Annotated in this window: 13 protein-coding genes and 5 pseudogenes; 14 read left to right on the top strand and 4 right to left on the bottom strand. The window is 56.8% G+C overall.

Going from position 1 to position 16,626, the window contains the following annotated elements; genetic code table 11:
• Positions 1 to 85: 85 nt before the first annotated feature.
• From JCM13995_RS09210 to JCM13995_RS09240, 7 genes and pseudogenes are all read left to right on the top strand, one after another.
• Positions 86 to 1,686: pseudogene (locus tag JCM13995_RS09210) on the top strand (glycosyltransferase).
• Positions 1,683 to 1,865, top strand: a complete 183-nt coding sequence (locus tag JCM13995_RS09215) for a hypothetical protein (RefSeq protein WP_054664921.1) — start codon at positions 1,683 to 1,685, stop codon at positions 1,863 to 1,865. Before JCM13995_RS09210 ends, JCM13995_RS09215 begins: the two are co-directional and overlap by 4 nt.
• 2 nt (positions 1,866 to 1,867) lie before the next feature.
• The gene (locus JCM13995_RS09220) at positions 1,868 to 2,542 is read left to right on the top strand and encodes a hypothetical protein (protein ID WP_054664924.1); all 675 of its coding nucleotides are present in this window, start codon (positions 1,868 to 1,870) and stop codon (positions 2,540 to 2,542) included.
• Positions 2,440 to 3,183, top strand: a complete 744-nt coding sequence (locus JCM13995_RS09225) for a glycosyltransferase (protein ID WP_156314410.1) — start codon at positions 2,440 to 2,442, stop codon at positions 3,181 to 3,183. Before JCM13995_RS09220 ends, JCM13995_RS09225 begins: the two co-directional genes overlap by 103 nt.
• 305 nt (positions 3,184 to 3,488) lie before the next feature.
• Positions 3,489 to 4,057: pseudogene (locus tag JCM13995_RS18195) on the top strand (DUF6198 family protein).
• Positions 4,058 to 4,104: 47 nt separating this feature from the next.
• Entirely contained in the window at positions 4,105 to 5,043 is a 939-nt protein-coding gene (locus tag JCM13995_RS09235; RefSeq protein ID WP_054664930.1) for a hypothetical protein, read from the top strand.
• A gap of 5 nt (positions 5,044 to 5,048) precedes the next feature.
• The gene (locus JCM13995_RS09240) at positions 5,049 to 6,596 is read left to right on the top strand and encodes a glycoside hydrolase family 31 protein (protein ID WP_156314411.1); all 1,548 of its coding nucleotides are present in this window, start codon (positions 5,049 to 5,051) and stop codon (positions 6,594 to 6,596) included.
• 124 nt (positions 6,597 to 6,720) lie between these two features.
• Here the strand turns inward: JCM13995_RS09240 and JCM13995_RS09245 are convergent, their stop codons facing one another.
• A complete protein-coding gene (locus JCM13995_RS09245; RefSeq protein ID WP_054664936.1) occupies positions 6,721 to 8,205 on the bottom strand; it encodes a glycoside hydrolase family 1 protein in 1,485 nt (494 codons plus the stop codon).
• Positions 8,206 to 8,403: 198 nt separating this feature from the next.
• Between JCM13995_RS09245 and JCM13995_RS09250 the strand changes: the two genes are divergently transcribed.
• Complete coding sequence (locus JCM13995_RS09250) at positions 8,404 to 8,757, top strand: DUF2200 family protein (RefSeq protein ID WP_054664939.1); 354 nt, start codon at positions 8,404 to 8,406, stop codon at positions 8,755 to 8,757.
• A gap of 242 nt (positions 8,758 to 8,999) precedes the next feature.
• On the opposite strand, the gene JCM13995_RS09260 is transcribed toward JCM13995_RS09250, so the two are convergent.
• The gene (locus tag JCM13995_RS09260; protein ID WP_054664946.1) at positions 9,000 to 9,683 is read right to left on the bottom strand and encodes a Bg1G family transcriptional antiterminator; all 684 of its coding nucleotides are present in this window, start codon (positions 9,681 to 9,683) and stop codon (positions 9,000 to 9,002) included.
• A 205-nt stretch (positions 9,684 to 9,888) separates the two neighbouring features.
• Here JCM13995_RS09260 and JCM13995_RS09265 point away from each other — a divergent pair, with 205 nt between their 5' ends.
• Both JCM13995_RS09265 and pnuC read left to right on the top strand, forming a co-directional pair.
• Positions 9,889 to 10,212: a hypothetical protein gene (locus tag JCM13995_RS09265; RefSeq protein ID WP_054664948.1), complete on the top strand. Its 324-nt coding sequence runs from the start codon at positions 9,889 to 9,891 to the stop codon at positions 10,210 to 10,212.
• A 164-nt stretch (positions 10,213 to 10,376) separates the two neighbouring features.
• Positions 10,377 to 11,144 carry a nicotinamide riboside transporter PnuC gene (gene pnuC, locus JCM13995_RS09270; RefSeq protein WP_054664951.1) on the top strand — a complete coding sequence of 256 codons (768 nt, stop codon included), beginning with the start codon at positions 10,377 to 10,379 and terminating at the stop codon, positions 11,142 to 11,144.
• A 431-nt stretch (positions 11,145 to 11,575) separates the two neighbouring features.
• Here the strand turns inward: pnuC and JCM13995_RS09275 are convergent.
• Positions 11,576 to 12,183: pseudogene (locus tag JCM13995_RS09275) on the bottom strand (ECF transporter S component).
• A 178-nt stretch (positions 12,184 to 12,361) separates the two neighbouring features.
• Between JCM13995_RS09275 and JCM13995_RS09280 the strand changes: the two are divergent.
• The 4 genes and pseudogenes from JCM13995_RS09280 (at position 12,362) to JCM13995_RS09290 (ending at position 16,281) form a co-directional block, all read left to right on the top strand.
• Positions 12,362 to 12,687 (top strand): annotated as a pseudogene (locus JCM13995_RS09280) (PTS sugar transporter subunit IIB).
• 3 nt (positions 12,688 to 12,690) lie between these two features.
• Entirely contained in the window at positions 12,691 to 12,897 is a 207-nt protein-coding gene (locus JCM13995_RS17085) for an acetylxylan esterase (protein ID WP_263849639.1), read from the top strand.
• 2 nt (positions 12,898 to 12,899) lie between these two features.
• Positions 12,900 to 13,715, top strand: coding sequence for an acetylxylan esterase (locus JCM13995_RS09285; RefSeq protein ID WP_263849640.1), 816 nt, complete (start codon positions 12,900 to 12,902; stop codon positions 13,713 to 13,715).
• 39 nt (positions 13,716 to 13,754) lie between these two features.
• Positions 13,755 to 16,281: pseudogene (locus JCM13995_RS09290) on the top strand (M1 family metallopeptidase).
• Between the two features lie 88 nt (positions 16,282 to 16,369).
• Here the strand turns inward: JCM13995_RS09290 and JCM13995_RS09295 are convergent.
• Positions 16,370 to 16,626: SDR family NAD(P)-dependent oxidoreductase (locus JCM13995_RS09295; RefSeq protein WP_156314412.1), on the bottom strand; the 257-nt coding region annotated here is incomplete at its 5' end.

Genomic DNA, 16,626 nt, shown 5'->3' on the forward strand with positions numbered 1-16,626 from the left:
TTTGGTCGGCTTTGGCGGCGGCCGGCGAAATTTGTTGCCTGATAGCCTATAATTAGCGGTAAACGAATTGCGAAGGGAGCCGGGCATGAATTTTTTTATTAATGAAACGATGCATGCGCAAAAGTCGGGGATCGAACACGCGGAGCTAAAGCGTTTCAACCTGTTCAACGAACACGGGGCAGACTGCCGGATCGTGATCCGCAACTGGATCCGGAACTGCACGACAACACGCGGCAAGCTGGGATCCCGGACGCTCAGCTGATCAGCATGTTCGACTATTTTCAGCAAGCCCAGGAGGTCAAGGCGCGCCGCATCACTTTGGCTGACTTGGACTTTGGCGTGGCAGACACCAACGCGAAACGCGAGCCGGCCAAAAATCGCGCCTTAGTGATGGCAGGCAATCAGCTGGTGGCTCGGGTCAATTTCTGGCCGGACCAGCACCGTGTGCACTCGACTGAGCTGTTTGACGCTTTTGGCAACCTCTACCTGGTGGAACAGTACGATAGCCGCGGGTTTGTCAGCCTGCAGCAGTGGTACACGCCGGACAATCAAATTGGAATGGAAACTTGGCTGACGCCGGCCGGCCAGCCGGTGCTGGAAAGCTTTAACCGCGATGACCGGCAAGGTGAAAGGCAAAAGTCGGGGTGGCGCCTAACGGACCGCAACGGGCAGGTGTGGCAGTTTGCGACCATTGAGGCGCTGACCCAGCATTTTCTCGATGACCTGAACGCTGATTTTTGGGATGAGGCGCGGCCCAACGTGTTTGTGCTCGACCGCTCACACTTGGCCGAGTGGGGCATCACCCGGCTGAAACGGCCGGCATACACCGTGCTGTACCTGCACAATGCGCACACCGCCAATGCGCAGGACCCGGCCGATCCGGTGCTGAATAATAATTACGAGTTTGCGCTTAATGACCTAGACGCCTTTGATGCCGTGGTGTCTGCCACCACCAAACAGGCCCAGGCCGTTGCGACGCGGTTTCACCCGCGGGCTGCGAACTTTGCCATCGCCGTTGGCATCGTACCTGATCAGCAGTTGGGAGCTAAACGGGTACCGGTCGCGGACCGGCAATTTGGTAAAATCATCGCCTTTGCCCGCATTGCCTGGGAGAAGCACCTCGATGACTTGGTGCGGGCCGTGGCCATTGTGCATCAGGAATTTCCGCAGGTGACGCTGGATTTATACGGATACGCCGACCCCACGGACAACTACCAGGCGCGGCGGCAGGTCGAGCAAGTGATTCAGGCGAAGCACCTGGAGCAAGTGGTGACGTTGAAGGGGTACACGCAGGACATCGACCAAATTGAAAATTCGGCGATGATGTTCGGTGTGACGTCGCGCATGGAAGGCTTTAACCTGGCCGTAATGGAGGCCATCGCACATGGGTTGATCGCCTTTTCCTACGATGTGAACTACGGCCCCAATGAAATTGTGGAGGACGGGGTGAACGGGCAGGTGGTCCCTTATGGGGACTACCAGGCGCTGGCGGCCGCAATGCTCAAGGTGCTGCGCGATCCCGGGTTGGCCCAGCGGTATTCGACCGGAGCGTATGAATCGGCTAAGCGGTATTCGAGTGCTGCCGTGTGGGCGCAGTGGCAGAAGCTGCTGGCTGACGCGCAGGCGCACTGGCCGGCCAAGCTGGTTGCAGCACGCTATCAACAGCCTGGGGAGGCCAAGTCGTGAACTATTTTATCAGTGAAAATGTGTTTGCCTATAACTCGGGTACGGAGCACGCCCAGGCGCGCCGCGTGAAGCTGTTTGCCCAACTGCCTGGGGAACCAGCGCTTTATGTGACCCGCGACTACAACCGCTTCTTGGATCGTGACCGCAGAACTTTGGGACTAGGCAGAATCAAGTACTGAACATGTACGATTATTTCCAGGGGACTACCAAGACGCCGCGGCGCGAGCAGAAACTGCGCGCGCTGAGTCAGATTCCACTTGCAGCGTATAAAATCGATGGGCACGGCCCCAATTATTCCACGCTGGCCGAAAATGGCCGGGTGCTGGCCCGCATCGATGTCATGCCGGGGACGGTCGGGTTGGTTGGCACGATTACCTACCGCGACCGGTTCGGCAATCTGACGGCGCGGGAAAACTATGACTGGCGGGGGTTTAAATCCTCGGTCGACTACTTTCACCCGGACGGTCAGCTGGCGCGCACGACCTACCTCGACCAGGCCGGGCTGCCGGTGCTCGAGGAAGTCTTCATGAATCGCAATGGCCAAGTCGCGCCCACCATGTGGAAGTTGCTGGCCTTTCACGGCCACAACTACCGGTTTACCACTGAGGACGAGCTGTTCACTTTTTTTTCCTCACCCAGCTGGTCAAAAGCGACGCCCACGCGCGTTTGTTCTGCGAGCGCCGCAGCCTTGATGGGGCAGTGGGCGCGGTCCAAGCACCCCAAAAATGGGCCGTCTTTCACGATGCGCACGAGGTGGCTGGTAGGCTGCTGCCGGCGTATCGCACCGTCTTGGTTGAACACCCAGCACAATTTACCGGCGTGCTGGTCGGCACCAAGGCCCAACAGTCAGCCCTGACCCAGGAGTTTACCCACGTGCGGGCGGCGGTGGTGCCAGACACGGTGATCAGTTTGGCCAGCGCGCCAGAAGCCCTGGCCCGGATCAAGCATCGCGTGGTCATGGTCGGCCGGTTGGCGCCGGAAAAAGGGCCCGATGCCGCCCTGCGTATCTTCGCCCGCGTCCACGCCGCGGTGCCCGATGCGACGCTGGAGCTGCGAGGCTATGCGCTGAGTCCGGCTTACCAAACCCAGCTGGAAACGCAGGCTGATAAGCTGGGGGTCCGCGCTTCGGTATTGTTTGCCCCGTACACGACGGGCCTTGCACTTCAGCAAAGTTATCAACAGGCCCAAGTCCTGCTGGCGCCGTCGCAGCACGAAGGCTTCGGCATGCAATTGGTCGAGGCGCTGGAATGTGGGACCCCAGTCCTGGCCTATGATGTGGAATACGGCCCGCGTGAGGTGATTGAGCCCGGGGTCAATGGCGATTTGGTTCAGGCGGGCAGCGAATCCGCGGCTGCCAGCAAGCTCATCAAGATGCTGACAGAGGCGCCACTGTGGCACGCTTTGCATCAAGGTGCATTGATGTCTGCCAAGCGCTTTGGCCCTGAAGCGGCCGGCAAGCAGTGGCAAGCGTTTCTTGCCGCAAATCCGGTGCAGTAAGGAGCTGGTTGACTCAGCAGTGCGCTGATGTCAGCATGGCACACGAGCGATAAGGCGAGCCTAGTTGGGTTGCCTGTGCATGTCCTGACGAGACGGCCCGCCACCCACTTCCCGCGTCAGGTTACGGTTTTGGCTGAAAGGGTTTCCTTGCTCCCTTGGGGTCGCTATACTGAAAGCATTGAAAAGGAGCCTGCCGCATGATTTCTTCTGATTCGCACGAACACGATGAATCTGCCATGCAACTGGGGTTTTACCTCGTGTTCTCAATTCTTCTCAATGGGTTCGGCAACGGGCTGACCGTGTGCATGAACCTGGGCTCCGCCTTGTGGACGGCCTCGGCAGTCAACCTGACGCACACGCTGCACTGGTCGCTGTTAGTGGTCTTGCTGGTCGAAGGCGTGGCGGTGACCGCCACCAATGTCCTGTTTCTGGGCCGGTTTGACTGGCGGCGGGTGCTGGGCAATCTGGTTTACATGTTTTTGTTTGCCTATGTCGTTGCGGGCTTCACTGATTTGTTGGGGCTCACGCCGATCAGAAGCTGGCCGCTTGCGGTGCGGATCGTGCTGGACATTTTTGGGGTGACCTGCATCGGTGTGGCCGTGTCAATTTATCAGCGGGTGAACGTGATCATGCACCTAACGACGACTTCATGCAGATCATCCGCTTCAAGTGGCTGCACGGCCGCGCCGCAGTAGCGCAGCCGGTGTCCTTCATTCCCCCGATCACGATCAGCCTGATCTGCTTTTTGATCACACACCAGCTGTACGCGATCAATATCGGCACGTTGTTTTCGCTGCTGTGCCAAGGCTTTGTCATCGGCACGGCGGACCGGGTCGTATTTCCCAACTTGAAGCATCGAAATCTGACCGTTTAGCGATTGCGCAGGCAGTCGCTTTTTCTATAACGAAGTGAGGCAGGACAATGGAAAATGTAATTCTGAACCGACAACAGGTGACGTTTGACGAGGCTGATCACCACTTTGAGGTGAGCGCAGTGAATGATCATTTGCTGCATTTGCTGGCATATGCAGGCGCGCGCCCACTGCATCCGACTGTGCCGGGGGCAGTCGAAGTCGAAAAGCACGCCGATGAGACAGTGGCTTCTGGCGGTTCGGGTCAAGCGTTTGATGCGCCAATCGTGATCAATCATGATCAGCGAGTGTTTGACCGGGTCGCGGCGCCATTAAGTCTGCAACTGAGGGACTACCGCGTACGGTACGATACAGTGCGTCAGCGGTTTGCGGTCACCGGCAGCCAGGCGGACTTTTCTTTTGGCCTGCCGACGTTTGCCGATGAGGGGTGGACAGAGGTCTTCCGCACGCCGGCCGATGCGGCCTTTTTTGGTGGCGGGACCCGCAACGGCGTCGTGTCACTGGCGGATCAAGTCATTGAGATCGCCAACGAAAACGTGTGGACGCAGGGCGGGGTAACCAGCCCGGTGCCATTTTTCTGGAGCACTGCGGGGTTCGGCCTGCTCGCAAACACTTTCACCAAAGGCGAGTACGACTTTTCTAATCCGCATCACGGCGTGCGGGTGCACCACGACGACCCGGTTTGGGATGTTTACTTGATCCTAGGTAAGACCCCGCAGACGCTGATCCATGGGTATCATGAGCTGACCGGCAAGCCCACGCAGCTGCCGTGGGCCAGTTTCTATCCGACCCACCTGAACGCGTATAATCGCGATTACTGGGTGGCCGTGACCAAGGACTCTGCCGGGGCGGTCGAAGTGACCCCTGGTCAGTATTACAAGGAGTACCAGCCCGTCAATCCGGAGTCGTTCAACACCGGTAAACGGCCAGGGACCATCATGGTGAATGGCCTGACGCTGGTGCCGAATGTCCCGGGCTCTGGCACGTGACCTTCGTGGATCCTGATACGAATGGCATGCCGAAGTCTGCGATTCACGAAAGTCTCAACGGCGAGCACGACTACCCGTTTTCAGCGCGGGCCGTCCTCGAGACCTATCGCGAGACCGGCATGCCGCTGGGGACCATGTTCCCCAATGACGGGTATGGCGCCGGCTACGGTCAGACGGACTCATTCGCCGGTGACCTTGCGAACCTCTCGGCCTTTGTCAGCTGGGCGAAGGGCCAAGGGGTCCGCACTGGTTTGTGGACCCAGAAGCGGTTGACCCCAAAAGACCCACAGCATCCGCTAAAAGGCGAACGTGACTTTACGCGTGAGTTGGACGCCGGCGTCAGTGCCGCCAAAACTGATGTGGCCTGGGTCGGCGAGGGTTACACGTTTGGTCTGAACGCCACGGAGAAAATTGGCGGGTTAATGCGGGCGCGTAATCTGCGGCCGACCACGTACACGGTCGACGGTTGGGCAGGCAGCCAGCGCAGTGCGGTGGTCTGGTCAGGGGACCAGGCCGGCAGCCATTGGGCCAATTTGCGGGCCCACATCGGGACTTACCCGAGCACCGGCCTGTCCGGCAATCCGAATGTGACCAGCGACGTCGACGGGATATACGCCGGCACGGATCCGGTCGTTTACGTGCGCGACCTGGAATGGAAGGCGTTTACCAGCACCTTTTTGTCCATGGACGGGTGGGGTGATCGGCCCAAAATGCTTGGCCTGCAGTTTGGCGAACCGTATGCCGCAATTTGCCGGGCGTGTGCCCGCTACCATGTCACGCTAATTCCCTATCTATACACGCTGGCCCAGCAGGCCCGAGAAAGCGGTGCGCCAATCGTTCGGCCGACTTTTTGGGCGGAGCAAACGCCTTACACGCTTGGCCACGCGCTGGATGATCAGTTCATGCTGGGCGATGCGTTCCTAGTGGCGCCAATCATGGATGCCTATCACTTGCAGTCAGACGGCACAGACCAGCGGCCGAGCCTTTATCTGCCCAAAGGCACCTGGTATGACCTGTGGTCCAACAAGCAGCTGGCTGGCGGCCGCACTTATGCGGACATCGCGGCGCCTTTGGCCGAGCTGCCGGTGTTTGTCAAAGCAGGGAGCATCGTCGTGGCTCAGCGCGCGGCGCAGAATCCAGGGGCCGAACAGCCTGAGCGCATGATCGAGTACTTCCCAGGCGCAGCCGGGCGATTTTCGTGGTACGAGGACGCTGGGGACGGTCTGGCGTACGCGAAGGGTGAGTCGGCAACGACCCTAATTGAAGGCACCTCGAACGCGCAGCACATCACGCTGACCATTCATCCACGCCTGGGTCACTTCGCCGGGGACGGCGCTTCGCAACCGTTGAAGGTCTTTGTTCCGCTGGCCCAAGCGCCAACCAGGGTGAAGGTGACCGTCGATGAGCAGAGCGTACCTAGTATGATGTCATTTGGTCAGCGGGCGGATGATCCACTGGCCGCTTCGCGCAAGCAAACTGGCGTGACGATCGATTTGGGGGTCATCAACCGAACAACCCAAACGGTGACCGTGACTATCGAAGTCGCGAACTAAACCAAAAAAACGGTGTCACCTCTTGAGAGCGGCACCGTTTTTTCAGCTGGTAAATTCCATTGCGTATAAATGTGACAGAAGCAGCCGCTGCTGGCTGCTCATTGGTTGTGCTGGCATTCAGCGACTATGCCAAGTCTTCGCCGTTTGATTTGATGACTTTCTCATACCAGTAGTATGAATCCTTAGGGGTGCGCTTGAGACTGCCATTGCCCCAGTCGTCGCGGTCAACATAAACCAGACCGTAGCGCTTCTTCATTTCACCGGTGCCGTTGGAGACCAGGTCGATGGCGCTCCACAAGGCGTAACCAATCAGGTCAACGCCGTCCTCGGTGATGGCATCTTTCATGGACTGAACGGCGTAACGCAAGTAGTTGATTCGGTAGTCATCGTGAATCTTGCCGTCTGCAGCGACTTCATCGGCCCACCCGAGGCCGTTTTCAACGATAAACAGCGGTTTGTGATACCGGTGCCACAAGTTGTTCAACGCGAGGCGCAGCACGTCGGGGTCGGTGGCCCAGCCCCAGGCGTTGGTCTCTAGGTAGGGGTTCTTCACGGTGCCGCCGCCCAAGTTGCCCTGGGCGTTTTCATTGCGGCTGCGGTCAGCGGTCACGACCGATGAGGTGTAGCAGGAGAAGCTGAGAAAATCAGCGGGATACTGCTTCAACAACTCGTAATCCTCTGGTGTGTCATCCAGCTTGATGCCTTCGCGCTGGTACTGAATCAAGCGGGACTTGGGGTATTCACCGCCGGCTTGAACGTCGGCGTAAAACAGGCCGCGCTCCATGTTGAGCATTGCCGCGACCTGGTCCTTCGGGTTGCAGGTCTCCGGGTAAACAGGCTGATAGGCCAGCATCATCCCGACTTGGATGTCGCTACCGATTTTGTGTGCCGCGCGAACGGCTTTCGCGGAGGCAACGAACTGGTTGTGGGCTCCTTGGGCGCGGTTTTGCGGCGTCGGGTCGGTGAGGCCACCGCCAAGGTAAGGGGCTTCGTCCATGGCGTTGATCTCGTTGAAGGTCGTGTAGTAGTGGACCTTGCCGGCGTAGCGCTTAAAGACGACCGTGGCGTACTTTTCGAACAGGTCGATCAGTCTGCGGTCTGCCCAGCCGCCGTACTTCTGCACCAGTGCCAGCGGGGTGTCGTAGTGCTGCAAGGTGATGCAAGGTTCGATATGACGCTTGACGCATTCGTCGATGACCTTGTCGTAAAACGCCAACCCGGCTTCGTTGGGCTCGCTTTCTTCGCCGGTTGGGAAGATTCGGCTCCAGGCAATCGAGAAGCGGAAAGTCGTGCAGCCAATGTTCGCGAGCAATTCAATGTCCTCTTGATAATGGTGGTAAAAGTCGGTGCCACCGTGGCTCGGGTAGTAGTAATCCGGCAGCACGGCTGGCGTGGCATCGGCAGGAACCGCGAAATCACTGCCCCAGACCATCGGTGAGAAGCCAGTGGTGCCATCGGCCTTTTTCCAGGTCACTTTACGCGGCTCAGTCGCCGAGCCGTTGGTCGTCACGTCCACGGCCGTCAGCCCCTTGCCATCCTCATCAAAGCCGCCTTCGTACTGATTGGCGGCAGTGGCGCCGCCCCACAGAAATCCTTTGGGAAAACTCATTTTGAACCTCCATTTGCGTAGTTGTTCCTACAAATTTTCTAACCGCTTTCATTGTATCAAAATTCGGCGGTGGATGCGAAAGGCAAAAGCATCTTGGCACCTGTTTCAATTTGGTCACAGAGAGACTCACGGTGGTTGGCAGAGCAACTGCGGGCCAGTATACTGAATTTAGCAAGCGCACACGACAGGAGGCCCATCATGACAAAATCGGTCGGTGAAATGAAAATGGCGTCGATTTACGCCCTGTATCTGAATAAGGTAAGGCGTAAGGGCCGCAGCCAGGCGGAGTTGAACGCGGTGCTGGGTTGGCTGACCGGCTGGCCGGAAGAAGAGCTGGCAGCCCTTCCCGAAACGCTGACAGTGGCCCACTTTTGCGACCAGGCAAAATGGACCACTCACGCCGACCAGATCTCTGGCATGATTTGCGGGGTACGCGTTGAAAAGGTCACCGACCCACTGATGCGGCGCGTGCGTGAGATGGACAAGGTGGTTGATGAACTGGCCAAGGGCCGGCCAATCGCAAAAATTATTCGCAGCGGCCAGCCCAATTGATACCCTTCGGCGGCCTGACCGTTCTGACAACAGCAAAAGTGCCACGCCAATTATTGGGCGTGGCACTTTTGCTTATTATGGGTTTAGTTGGCCTGAGCATGGTAGATCAGGCGCTCGATATTGAGCGTGAGGTGAGCGCACTCCGCGGCGGTTGGCTGATACAGGTAACGGTCCCGCAGCGTGTCTGTGATTTTTTTCTGCCACTGCAGCCGAATGCCGGTAGCGGGTGTTGATGTCGCGAATCAGCGTGCGGTCATGCGCCGCAGTGGGTTGATGATGGTACATGCGCTTGGCAAAATTTTTTTTAGATGGGTGATGAAACTCAGGTAGGCCGCCGAGTGAATATTCGGGCTGTAGCCAAACTCGGTTTGGACAATGTGCAGGCTCTCATGCATCACTTGGAGTACCACATCCAGTTCGGTGTCGGTGTCTTCGCATTCTGCTTGCAAAAACGTCAGCGTGAGTTGTTCGCCGACCGTCTGCGGCAACGTGATTCCGGTGCGGTAGGCGACCAGGTCCAGCGCCCAAATGCCGAGTCCGGTTTCGCGCGGAAAATAGGCGGCAAGGTCAAACACAAGACGTGGAGGGGCAGGCTGGTGATGCTTGGTGCGCGCCATGGCGATCGCCAGCTGCTCAGTCAGCGTCAAATAAATGCTGTCGGCCGGCTTGATGCCTAACGCCCGGGCGCGAGCAATGATTTCCGCCGCGAGCTGGGCGGCTTCAAACGGGACGCACTGAACTAGCTTCACGTACCGCCGCTGCAACAACTTGGTTTGCAAGGTGAAGCGCTGATTGACACGGTCTTCAGCGAGCCCGGCTTCGCTTTCCGTATTCGTTGCAATATCCCGGCCGAGGATAATTTCTTCTCGGCCATGACTGGTTTTAGTGACTACAACACTGGCATTAATGCGCTCGATGATTTCCATTGGCTGACCTCCACGGGCGTTATTTCATTCACTGCCGACCTTCTCTCTGATTAAATGTTAACAGGTTCAATCAGTTCGTTTCAAAGAATACGCCGGTTATTGAATCAGTCGGCCGCAGCACGTCCTGACCAACAGTTAAATATTAGTTGATCACGAACACGTGTTTGCTTTTCTGCTATACTGGGGGCGATCGGAGGTGTGGTGGATGACTAATTGGCAGGTAATCAACGCGGTTTGTGAGGTTCTGGACGACCAGTTTAAGGGGCTGGAGATGTACACCGTTGCTGTCCAAGATTCGGCCAATTCGCATGATCCAACGGTGATGCTGACGGTGGTCGACCGCTCGCACAGTCAGGTCCTGAAGTTTCGTGCGGGCCAGCGTGCAGGGTGGATGTGGGATGATGACCACGTGCTGGCCTTAAGTCCAGACAATGCAGTGCGGGTTGCGCTTGCGATGGTGAAGGGAGAACGGGCCACAACGCCGCGCAAAACGGGATTACCTGATGAGCGAACGGATTATTTTGTGTAGTCGTTTGGGACACAATTAATGGTGCGCATTGGCGTAAGACTTTCACTGACGCAAGGCGGTTTTCAGTGTCAGTAACACCGGTGAGAGCCAATGTCAACGTTGAATGCATCACCGTTATCCGCCTATAATTGACAACGCACTTTCCAAAAATTGGGGGCTTATCAATGAAAGATTCAATCGACCAAGACAAGGCGATCACCAGTATTTTTGACCCGCGCTGGTATGTTCAGCAGATGCGCGGCTGGACGTTTTCCAGTTACGTTCTGCTGATGTTTGGCCTTGGCGTGATCCTGGGCACCACAATCGTCAATAAACTGACGGTGTGGACGGTGCTGACGATGGTCGCGGGGATGCTCGGCTTTACTTGCACCATTTCGATCACCAACGTTCGGCCGCTAAATGGAGTCTTTGGCCTGACCAGCGCGATTATCTACATTCTGGTGGCGGCGCGGGCCCGCAATTTTGCCGACGTGGTCCTGCAGCTTTCTTACATCGTGCTGCTCGACATTCCGGTGCTGCTCATGCCGAGCTGGGCCAAAAACGTTGGCGCCCGCGTCCGCAAGCTGCAGGATGTTGGGGCGCGTGCGTATCTCGGGGTTGCCGCTTTCTTTGTGGTCGTGTTCGGGTTGCTGTACTTCATGGACACGCACCTGTTCATCTCCCCGCGCCCAGTCATCGACGCGCTGACCGGAACCATCGGCGTGACGGGCTCGCTGCTTGCCACGCTGCGGTTTTCAGACCAGTACTACTTCTGGATCATTCAAAGCCTTTTCTCCATCGTGCTTTGGGGCGTCACTGCGCTGCAGGGGGATGCTAACCTGACCCTGTTCTTCACCTATATCCTGTATTTTGCGAACGATATGGTTTCCGTTTTCGATAAAAGCGTGGCTTGGTTCCACAAGCAGAACTACCTGGCCCAGCACCAAGGGTGACCGTTCCGCACGCGACATCATTCATCTGGTTAGTGAAGGAGTGTCCTTGGTGCTGTTAGGGTAAAATGCAATGCTCTTGTGTTGTCCGAGGCGGACGAGAGTTGTGACATCGCAATCTAAAGCACGAAAAAAAAGCCTTGAATCACATCTGCGTCAGTTGGCACAGACATGATTCAAGCTTTTACAGTCCCACAATTTGACGCTTTTTGGCGTCAAACTCATCCTGACTAAGAATTCTTGCATCAAGCAGGTCTTTTCTAGGCCTAGTTAAGATCAATGTTAATGTTCCGGTATTTGGAACTTGCGCATTTTTCACCCCTGACCGACGTATTTTTTTGGTCTAAATACATTCTGCATTAATCGCGAGCAAACCTTGTCATGCAAAAAAAGCCACCACGAGTGAGGACTCGAGGCGGCTGATTTTGCCAGCATTATTTGTCTGCCCGCCACGGCCGAATGTGAGTCGCGGCGACCAAGGCCCCAACAATCAGCGGCGTGATGATCATCGCCGCAATCATCTCGGGCACGCCGTTGGTGACGACGATTGCACCCAGCACCTTACCCAAGGCTCCGGTTGACACCTTGTATGCTGAGGCCACAGGACCGTGTACAGCGTGCCCATGGCCAGCAGGACCAGTACGGTGTTGGTCAAAGAGCCAATGGCGCCAGCCACAACGCTGGCGATGACGACCTTCTTGAACAGCTTGTATACGCCCCAGAAGGTCAGCGCGGCAAACACCCCGACGAGCATGCGGGGCACAACGGAAACTAGTGGGTTCGTGAACACCAAGGTGTCCATCGGGCTGGTCGGAGCGGTGTAGGCGCGAACGATGGTCAAAACACCCCAGACCGTGCCAATCAACAGTCCTTCGCCCGGACCGAACATGATGGCCCCAATGATGACGGTGATGTGAATGATGGTGAGATTAACGAAGCCGAGTGGCAGGTACCCCAGCATGGGGACCATGGTCTGCACGGCGATCAGCGCGAGAAACAGTGCCTGCATGCTAACGCGGTAGGCCCGCGAACGATTGCCCATGAGCGTTTCCTCCAAATATTTTCTTTCTGGTTAAAAGTGAGTATACCCTGTCGAGACAAAGATGTCATTAGGCGGGGGAAGGCGACCTGAAAACACAGATGAAAAGTTTACAGAAAACGGTTGCAATCAATTAAGTGGAAAGCTACTCTAATCGTGTAAAGAAAGAGAGGGTTTTCATATGGCAAAGGTGAATATTTTGTTGGCATGCGCTGGTGGGTTTTCCAGTAGTTTGTTGGTCACGAAAATGAAAAAAAAGCCGCGTCGGCTCAGGGAGTCGATGCTGAGATCACGGCGATTGGCGTCAACGGACTGGAATCACAAGTGGCGAAATATAATCCTGATGTGATTCTCATCGGGCCGCAGGTGAGCTATGCGGTGCGCAAATTGCAGGCTGACTTGCCAGTGCCGGTTCAAGCCATTAACATGATGGATTACGGCCGCATGAACGGCGAGAAGGTCCTCGCGACGGCGCTGGCACTGGTCGATAAGGCGAAGGCCAAGTAAACGATGATTGATATTAAACAGTTCAAAGATTACCGCGGTATGGGCCAGCGGCCGGCGGATTTCGATGCGTTCTGGGCGCTGGGCCTCAAGGAAATGCGTGCCGTTGCCCCTGAGGTGCACCAGACGCCGGTGCCCATTAAAAGTCGCTTGGCTCAGCCTACGACTACTGGTTCACCGGGGTCGGCGGCGCGCGCATTCACGCGCAGCTGATCATGCCCAAGCCGTTTGATCCGAGCAAGCGACACAAAGGCCTGTTGATGTTTCATGGCTACCACGTGGACGCTGGCGACTTCACCGAGAAGTTCGGCTGGGCCGCCGAGGGCTTTGTGGTGCTGGCCATCGACGTTCGCGGGCAAGGCGGGCCGAGCGAGGACACGACCAAGACCAAGGGTGGCACTCTGAAAGGCCTGATCATCCGTGGGGTCGAGGACGGACCGGCGAATTTGTATTATCGTAGCGTCTTTCTCGACTGTGCGGAGGCCGCCGACTTACTCGCGGGGATGCCCGGGGTGGATCAATCGCGACTGTACGCGATGGGCGGCTCGCAAGGCGGCGGCTTGACCCTGGCCACACTTGGCCTGGTGCCGACCATTCACCGCGCTTATGTGAATTACCCGTACCTGTGTGACTACCGCAAGGCCTACCAGTTAGGCGCGGAAACTAACGGCTACGACCAGCTGGCGTACTGGTTCAAGTACCGCGATCCGCTGCACAAACGGGAGGCGCAGTTCTTTGATACGCTTGAGTACATCGATGTGCAGCACTTTGCTGCGAGCATCAAAACGCCGCTGGTGTGGGCCATGGGGCTGCAGGACCAGGTCGTCCCGATCCCGGCACAGTTTGCCGCTTATAACCAGCTGACTGGGAAAAAGCAGCTGTACGTCCTGCCCGAGTACGGACACGAATTCCTACCGAAAGTCGCCGACGAAGTGCGTAACTTTTTTTATGGATTAGGTGGGTTCAAGGGGCTCATTTCGGCTGGTTGCGGACGAACTTGGGCCAAACCGGCGCATCGAGCCGCTGAATAGGCTATAATGAAAACACACTAAAATTTCGGAGGGGAAATAATGGCAAAACACTTATACGAAACGTTCCAACCTTCGCACTACGACTTGTACCTTGATATCGATCGGGGCAAGAAGACAATTGTGGGTAAAACTACCGTCATTGGTAAGGCACTCGAACCGCAAATTGCGTTGAATCAAAAGTACCTCAAAATTGAGTCAGTCACTGTTGACGGGGCAGACGTCCCGTTCACGGTCGATGACGCTAACGAAAAATTTGATATCACGCTGCCGGCCGCCGGTGAGACAACATTGACCATCGCCTACAGCACGTCCCTGACGGATTCGATGATGGGCATTTACCCGTCTTACTACACCGTTGATGGTCAGAAGAAGGAACTCATCGGCACGCAGTTTGAGTCGACTGCAGCGCGCCAGGCCTTTCCTGGCGTTGATGAGCCAGAGGCCAAGGCGACCTTTGACGTTGCCATTAAGTTCGACGAAAAGCCGGAAGACCTCATTATTGCCAACATGCCCGAGAAGAAGGTCGAAAACGGCGTTCACTACTTCGACACGACCATGCGCATGTCCACCTACCTGATCGCGTTTGCCTTCGGCGACATGCAAAAGAAGCTGACGAAGACCAAATCCGGCGTTGAGATCGGCGTATTTGCGACCAAGGCCCACCAGCCAAAGGAGCTCGACTTTGCCTTGGACATCGCCAAGCGCGCCATTGAGTTTTACGAGGACTTCTATCAGACGCCGTATCCGCTGCCACACTCCTACCAGTTGGGGCTGCCGGACTTTTCAGCCGGTGCCATGGAGAACTGGGGCCTAGTGACCTACCGTGAAGCCGCAATTCTGATTGATCCGGACAACACGTCCTTGTCCGTCAAGCAGTACGTGGCGACGGTCATCACGCATGAACTGGCTCACCAGTGGTTCGGCGATCTGGTCACCATGAAGTGGTGGGATGACCTATGGCTTAATGAATCGTTCGCTAACATGATGGAATACCTGAGTGTGGATGCACTGCAACCTGACTGGCGCATCTGGGAGTTGTATCAAATTGCCGAAGTGCTTCTGCGCTGCAGCGTGATGCGACAGACGGGGTTCAGTCCGTTCATGTTTCTGTTGAGGACCCCGCCGATATCGACTCCGTCTTCGATGGCGCGATTGTTTACGCCAAGGGCTCGCGGATGCTGGTCATGGTGCGGGCACTGCTTGGCGATGACAAGCTGCGCAAAGGGCTCAAAGCATACTTTGACGCCCATAAGTTCGGCAATGCCAAAGGTGCCGACCTGTGGCAAGCGCTGGGCGATGCGTCCGGCCTCGACGTTGGGGCGATCATGAATTCCTGGCTCGAACAGCGGGATACCCCGTCGTTTCTGCGAAGGTCGTGAATGGCAAGCTGACGCTGAGTCAGAAGCAGTTCTTCATCGGTGAAGGCAAGGATGTCGGCCGCCAGTGGCAGATTCCGCTGGAAAGTAACTACGCCGCAGCGCCACAGATCATGAAGGACAAGGAAATCGTTCTGGGCGATTATGCTGACCTGCGGGCCAAGGAAGGCAAGCCATTCCGTCTGAACGTGGGCAACAACTCGCACTTCATCGTGAAGTACGACGATGCGCTTTTGGCTGACATTTTGAAAGACGCCGACCAATTAGACCCGACCACCAAGCTGCAGCTGATCCAAGACACCCGCCTGCAGGCTGAGGCCGGCGTGACGACTTACGCCGCGGTTGTGCCATTGCTGAAGCGCTTCAAGGACAGCAAGTCAAACATTGTCAACACGGCGATTTACCAGGCAGCCCGCCAGCTGCGCAAGTTTGTGGCGCCTGATTCTGCGGAAGAAAAGCAGCTTAAAGCCTTCTACAACCAGCTGTCCGCTGAGCAGTACGCACGTCTGGGTCTGACCGAAAAGGCCGGTGAATCCGTTGATGATCAGCTGACTCGCAACTGGATCTTGGGCGCGGCCGGCTATGCGGAAAATTCGGACGCGATTGCCCAAGAGCACAAGTTGTTCCAGCAGCATGCTGATGACGTGGCAAGCTTGCCGGCATCGGCGCGGCCGGCCATTTTGGCCAATGAGACTGAGCATTTCAGCAGCACTCAGTTGGCTGACCAGTTACTTGACGCCTACCGTACGGCCGTTGACCCGAGTGTGAAGAGCGCGCTGGCGCAGGCGCTCCCGGCTAGCGATGACGAGGCGGTCCTTAAGCAGATCATCGCGCTTTACAAAGATCCCGATACCATCAAACCGCAGGATCTGCGGAGCTGGTACCGCGGTGTCCTGGCCAATCCAAAGGGCGAACAGCTCGCCTGGGACTGGCTGCGCGATAACTGGGAATGGCTGAACGAAACGGTCGGTGGCGACATGGAGTTCACCACTTACATCACGGTGACCGCCGGTGTGTTCCGGACCCAGCAGCGGTTGGATGAGTTCAAGGCCTTCTTTGAACCGAAAATCGACGTGCCAGGGCTTGGTCGCGAGATCAAGATGGACACCAGCGTGATCACCAGCCGGGTGGCTTTGATTCAAAGCCAGCAGGCAACGGTGAACCAGGCAGTGGCAGACGCGCTGAAGTAATTTACGGCGCAGCTGAAAAGAGCTCCTGCCCTTCAACAAATCGTTGAGGGACAGGAGCCCTTTTAGTCTGTCTTCCGGAGAAAAAAAACTACCAAGGCAGTGGGCCGGCAGTTTCCGTGAAGGTCAGGGTATCCTTGCTGCTGGTCGTGGCCATTTCAACAACATGCTTGGCACCATCCTGGATGCTTTGCATCCCGGGAATCGGGGGTTTGCTTTCGTCGCGCCCACCGAAGCCGGTGGCCGTCCAGCCTGGATTGACTGAATTGACAGTGATGCCTTCATCGGCCAATTCCTTCGCAAAGTCAACTGTTGCAAAGTTCGCCGCGGCCTTGGAAGCTTGGTAGC

The sequence above is a fragment of the Lacticaseibacillus camelliae DSM 22697 = JCM 13995 genome, from assembly GCF_001311195.1.
In the GTDB taxonomy this organism is placed as follows: domain Bacteria; phylum Bacillota; class Bacilli; order Lactobacillales; family Lactobacillaceae; genus Lacticaseibacillus; species Lacticaseibacillus camelliae.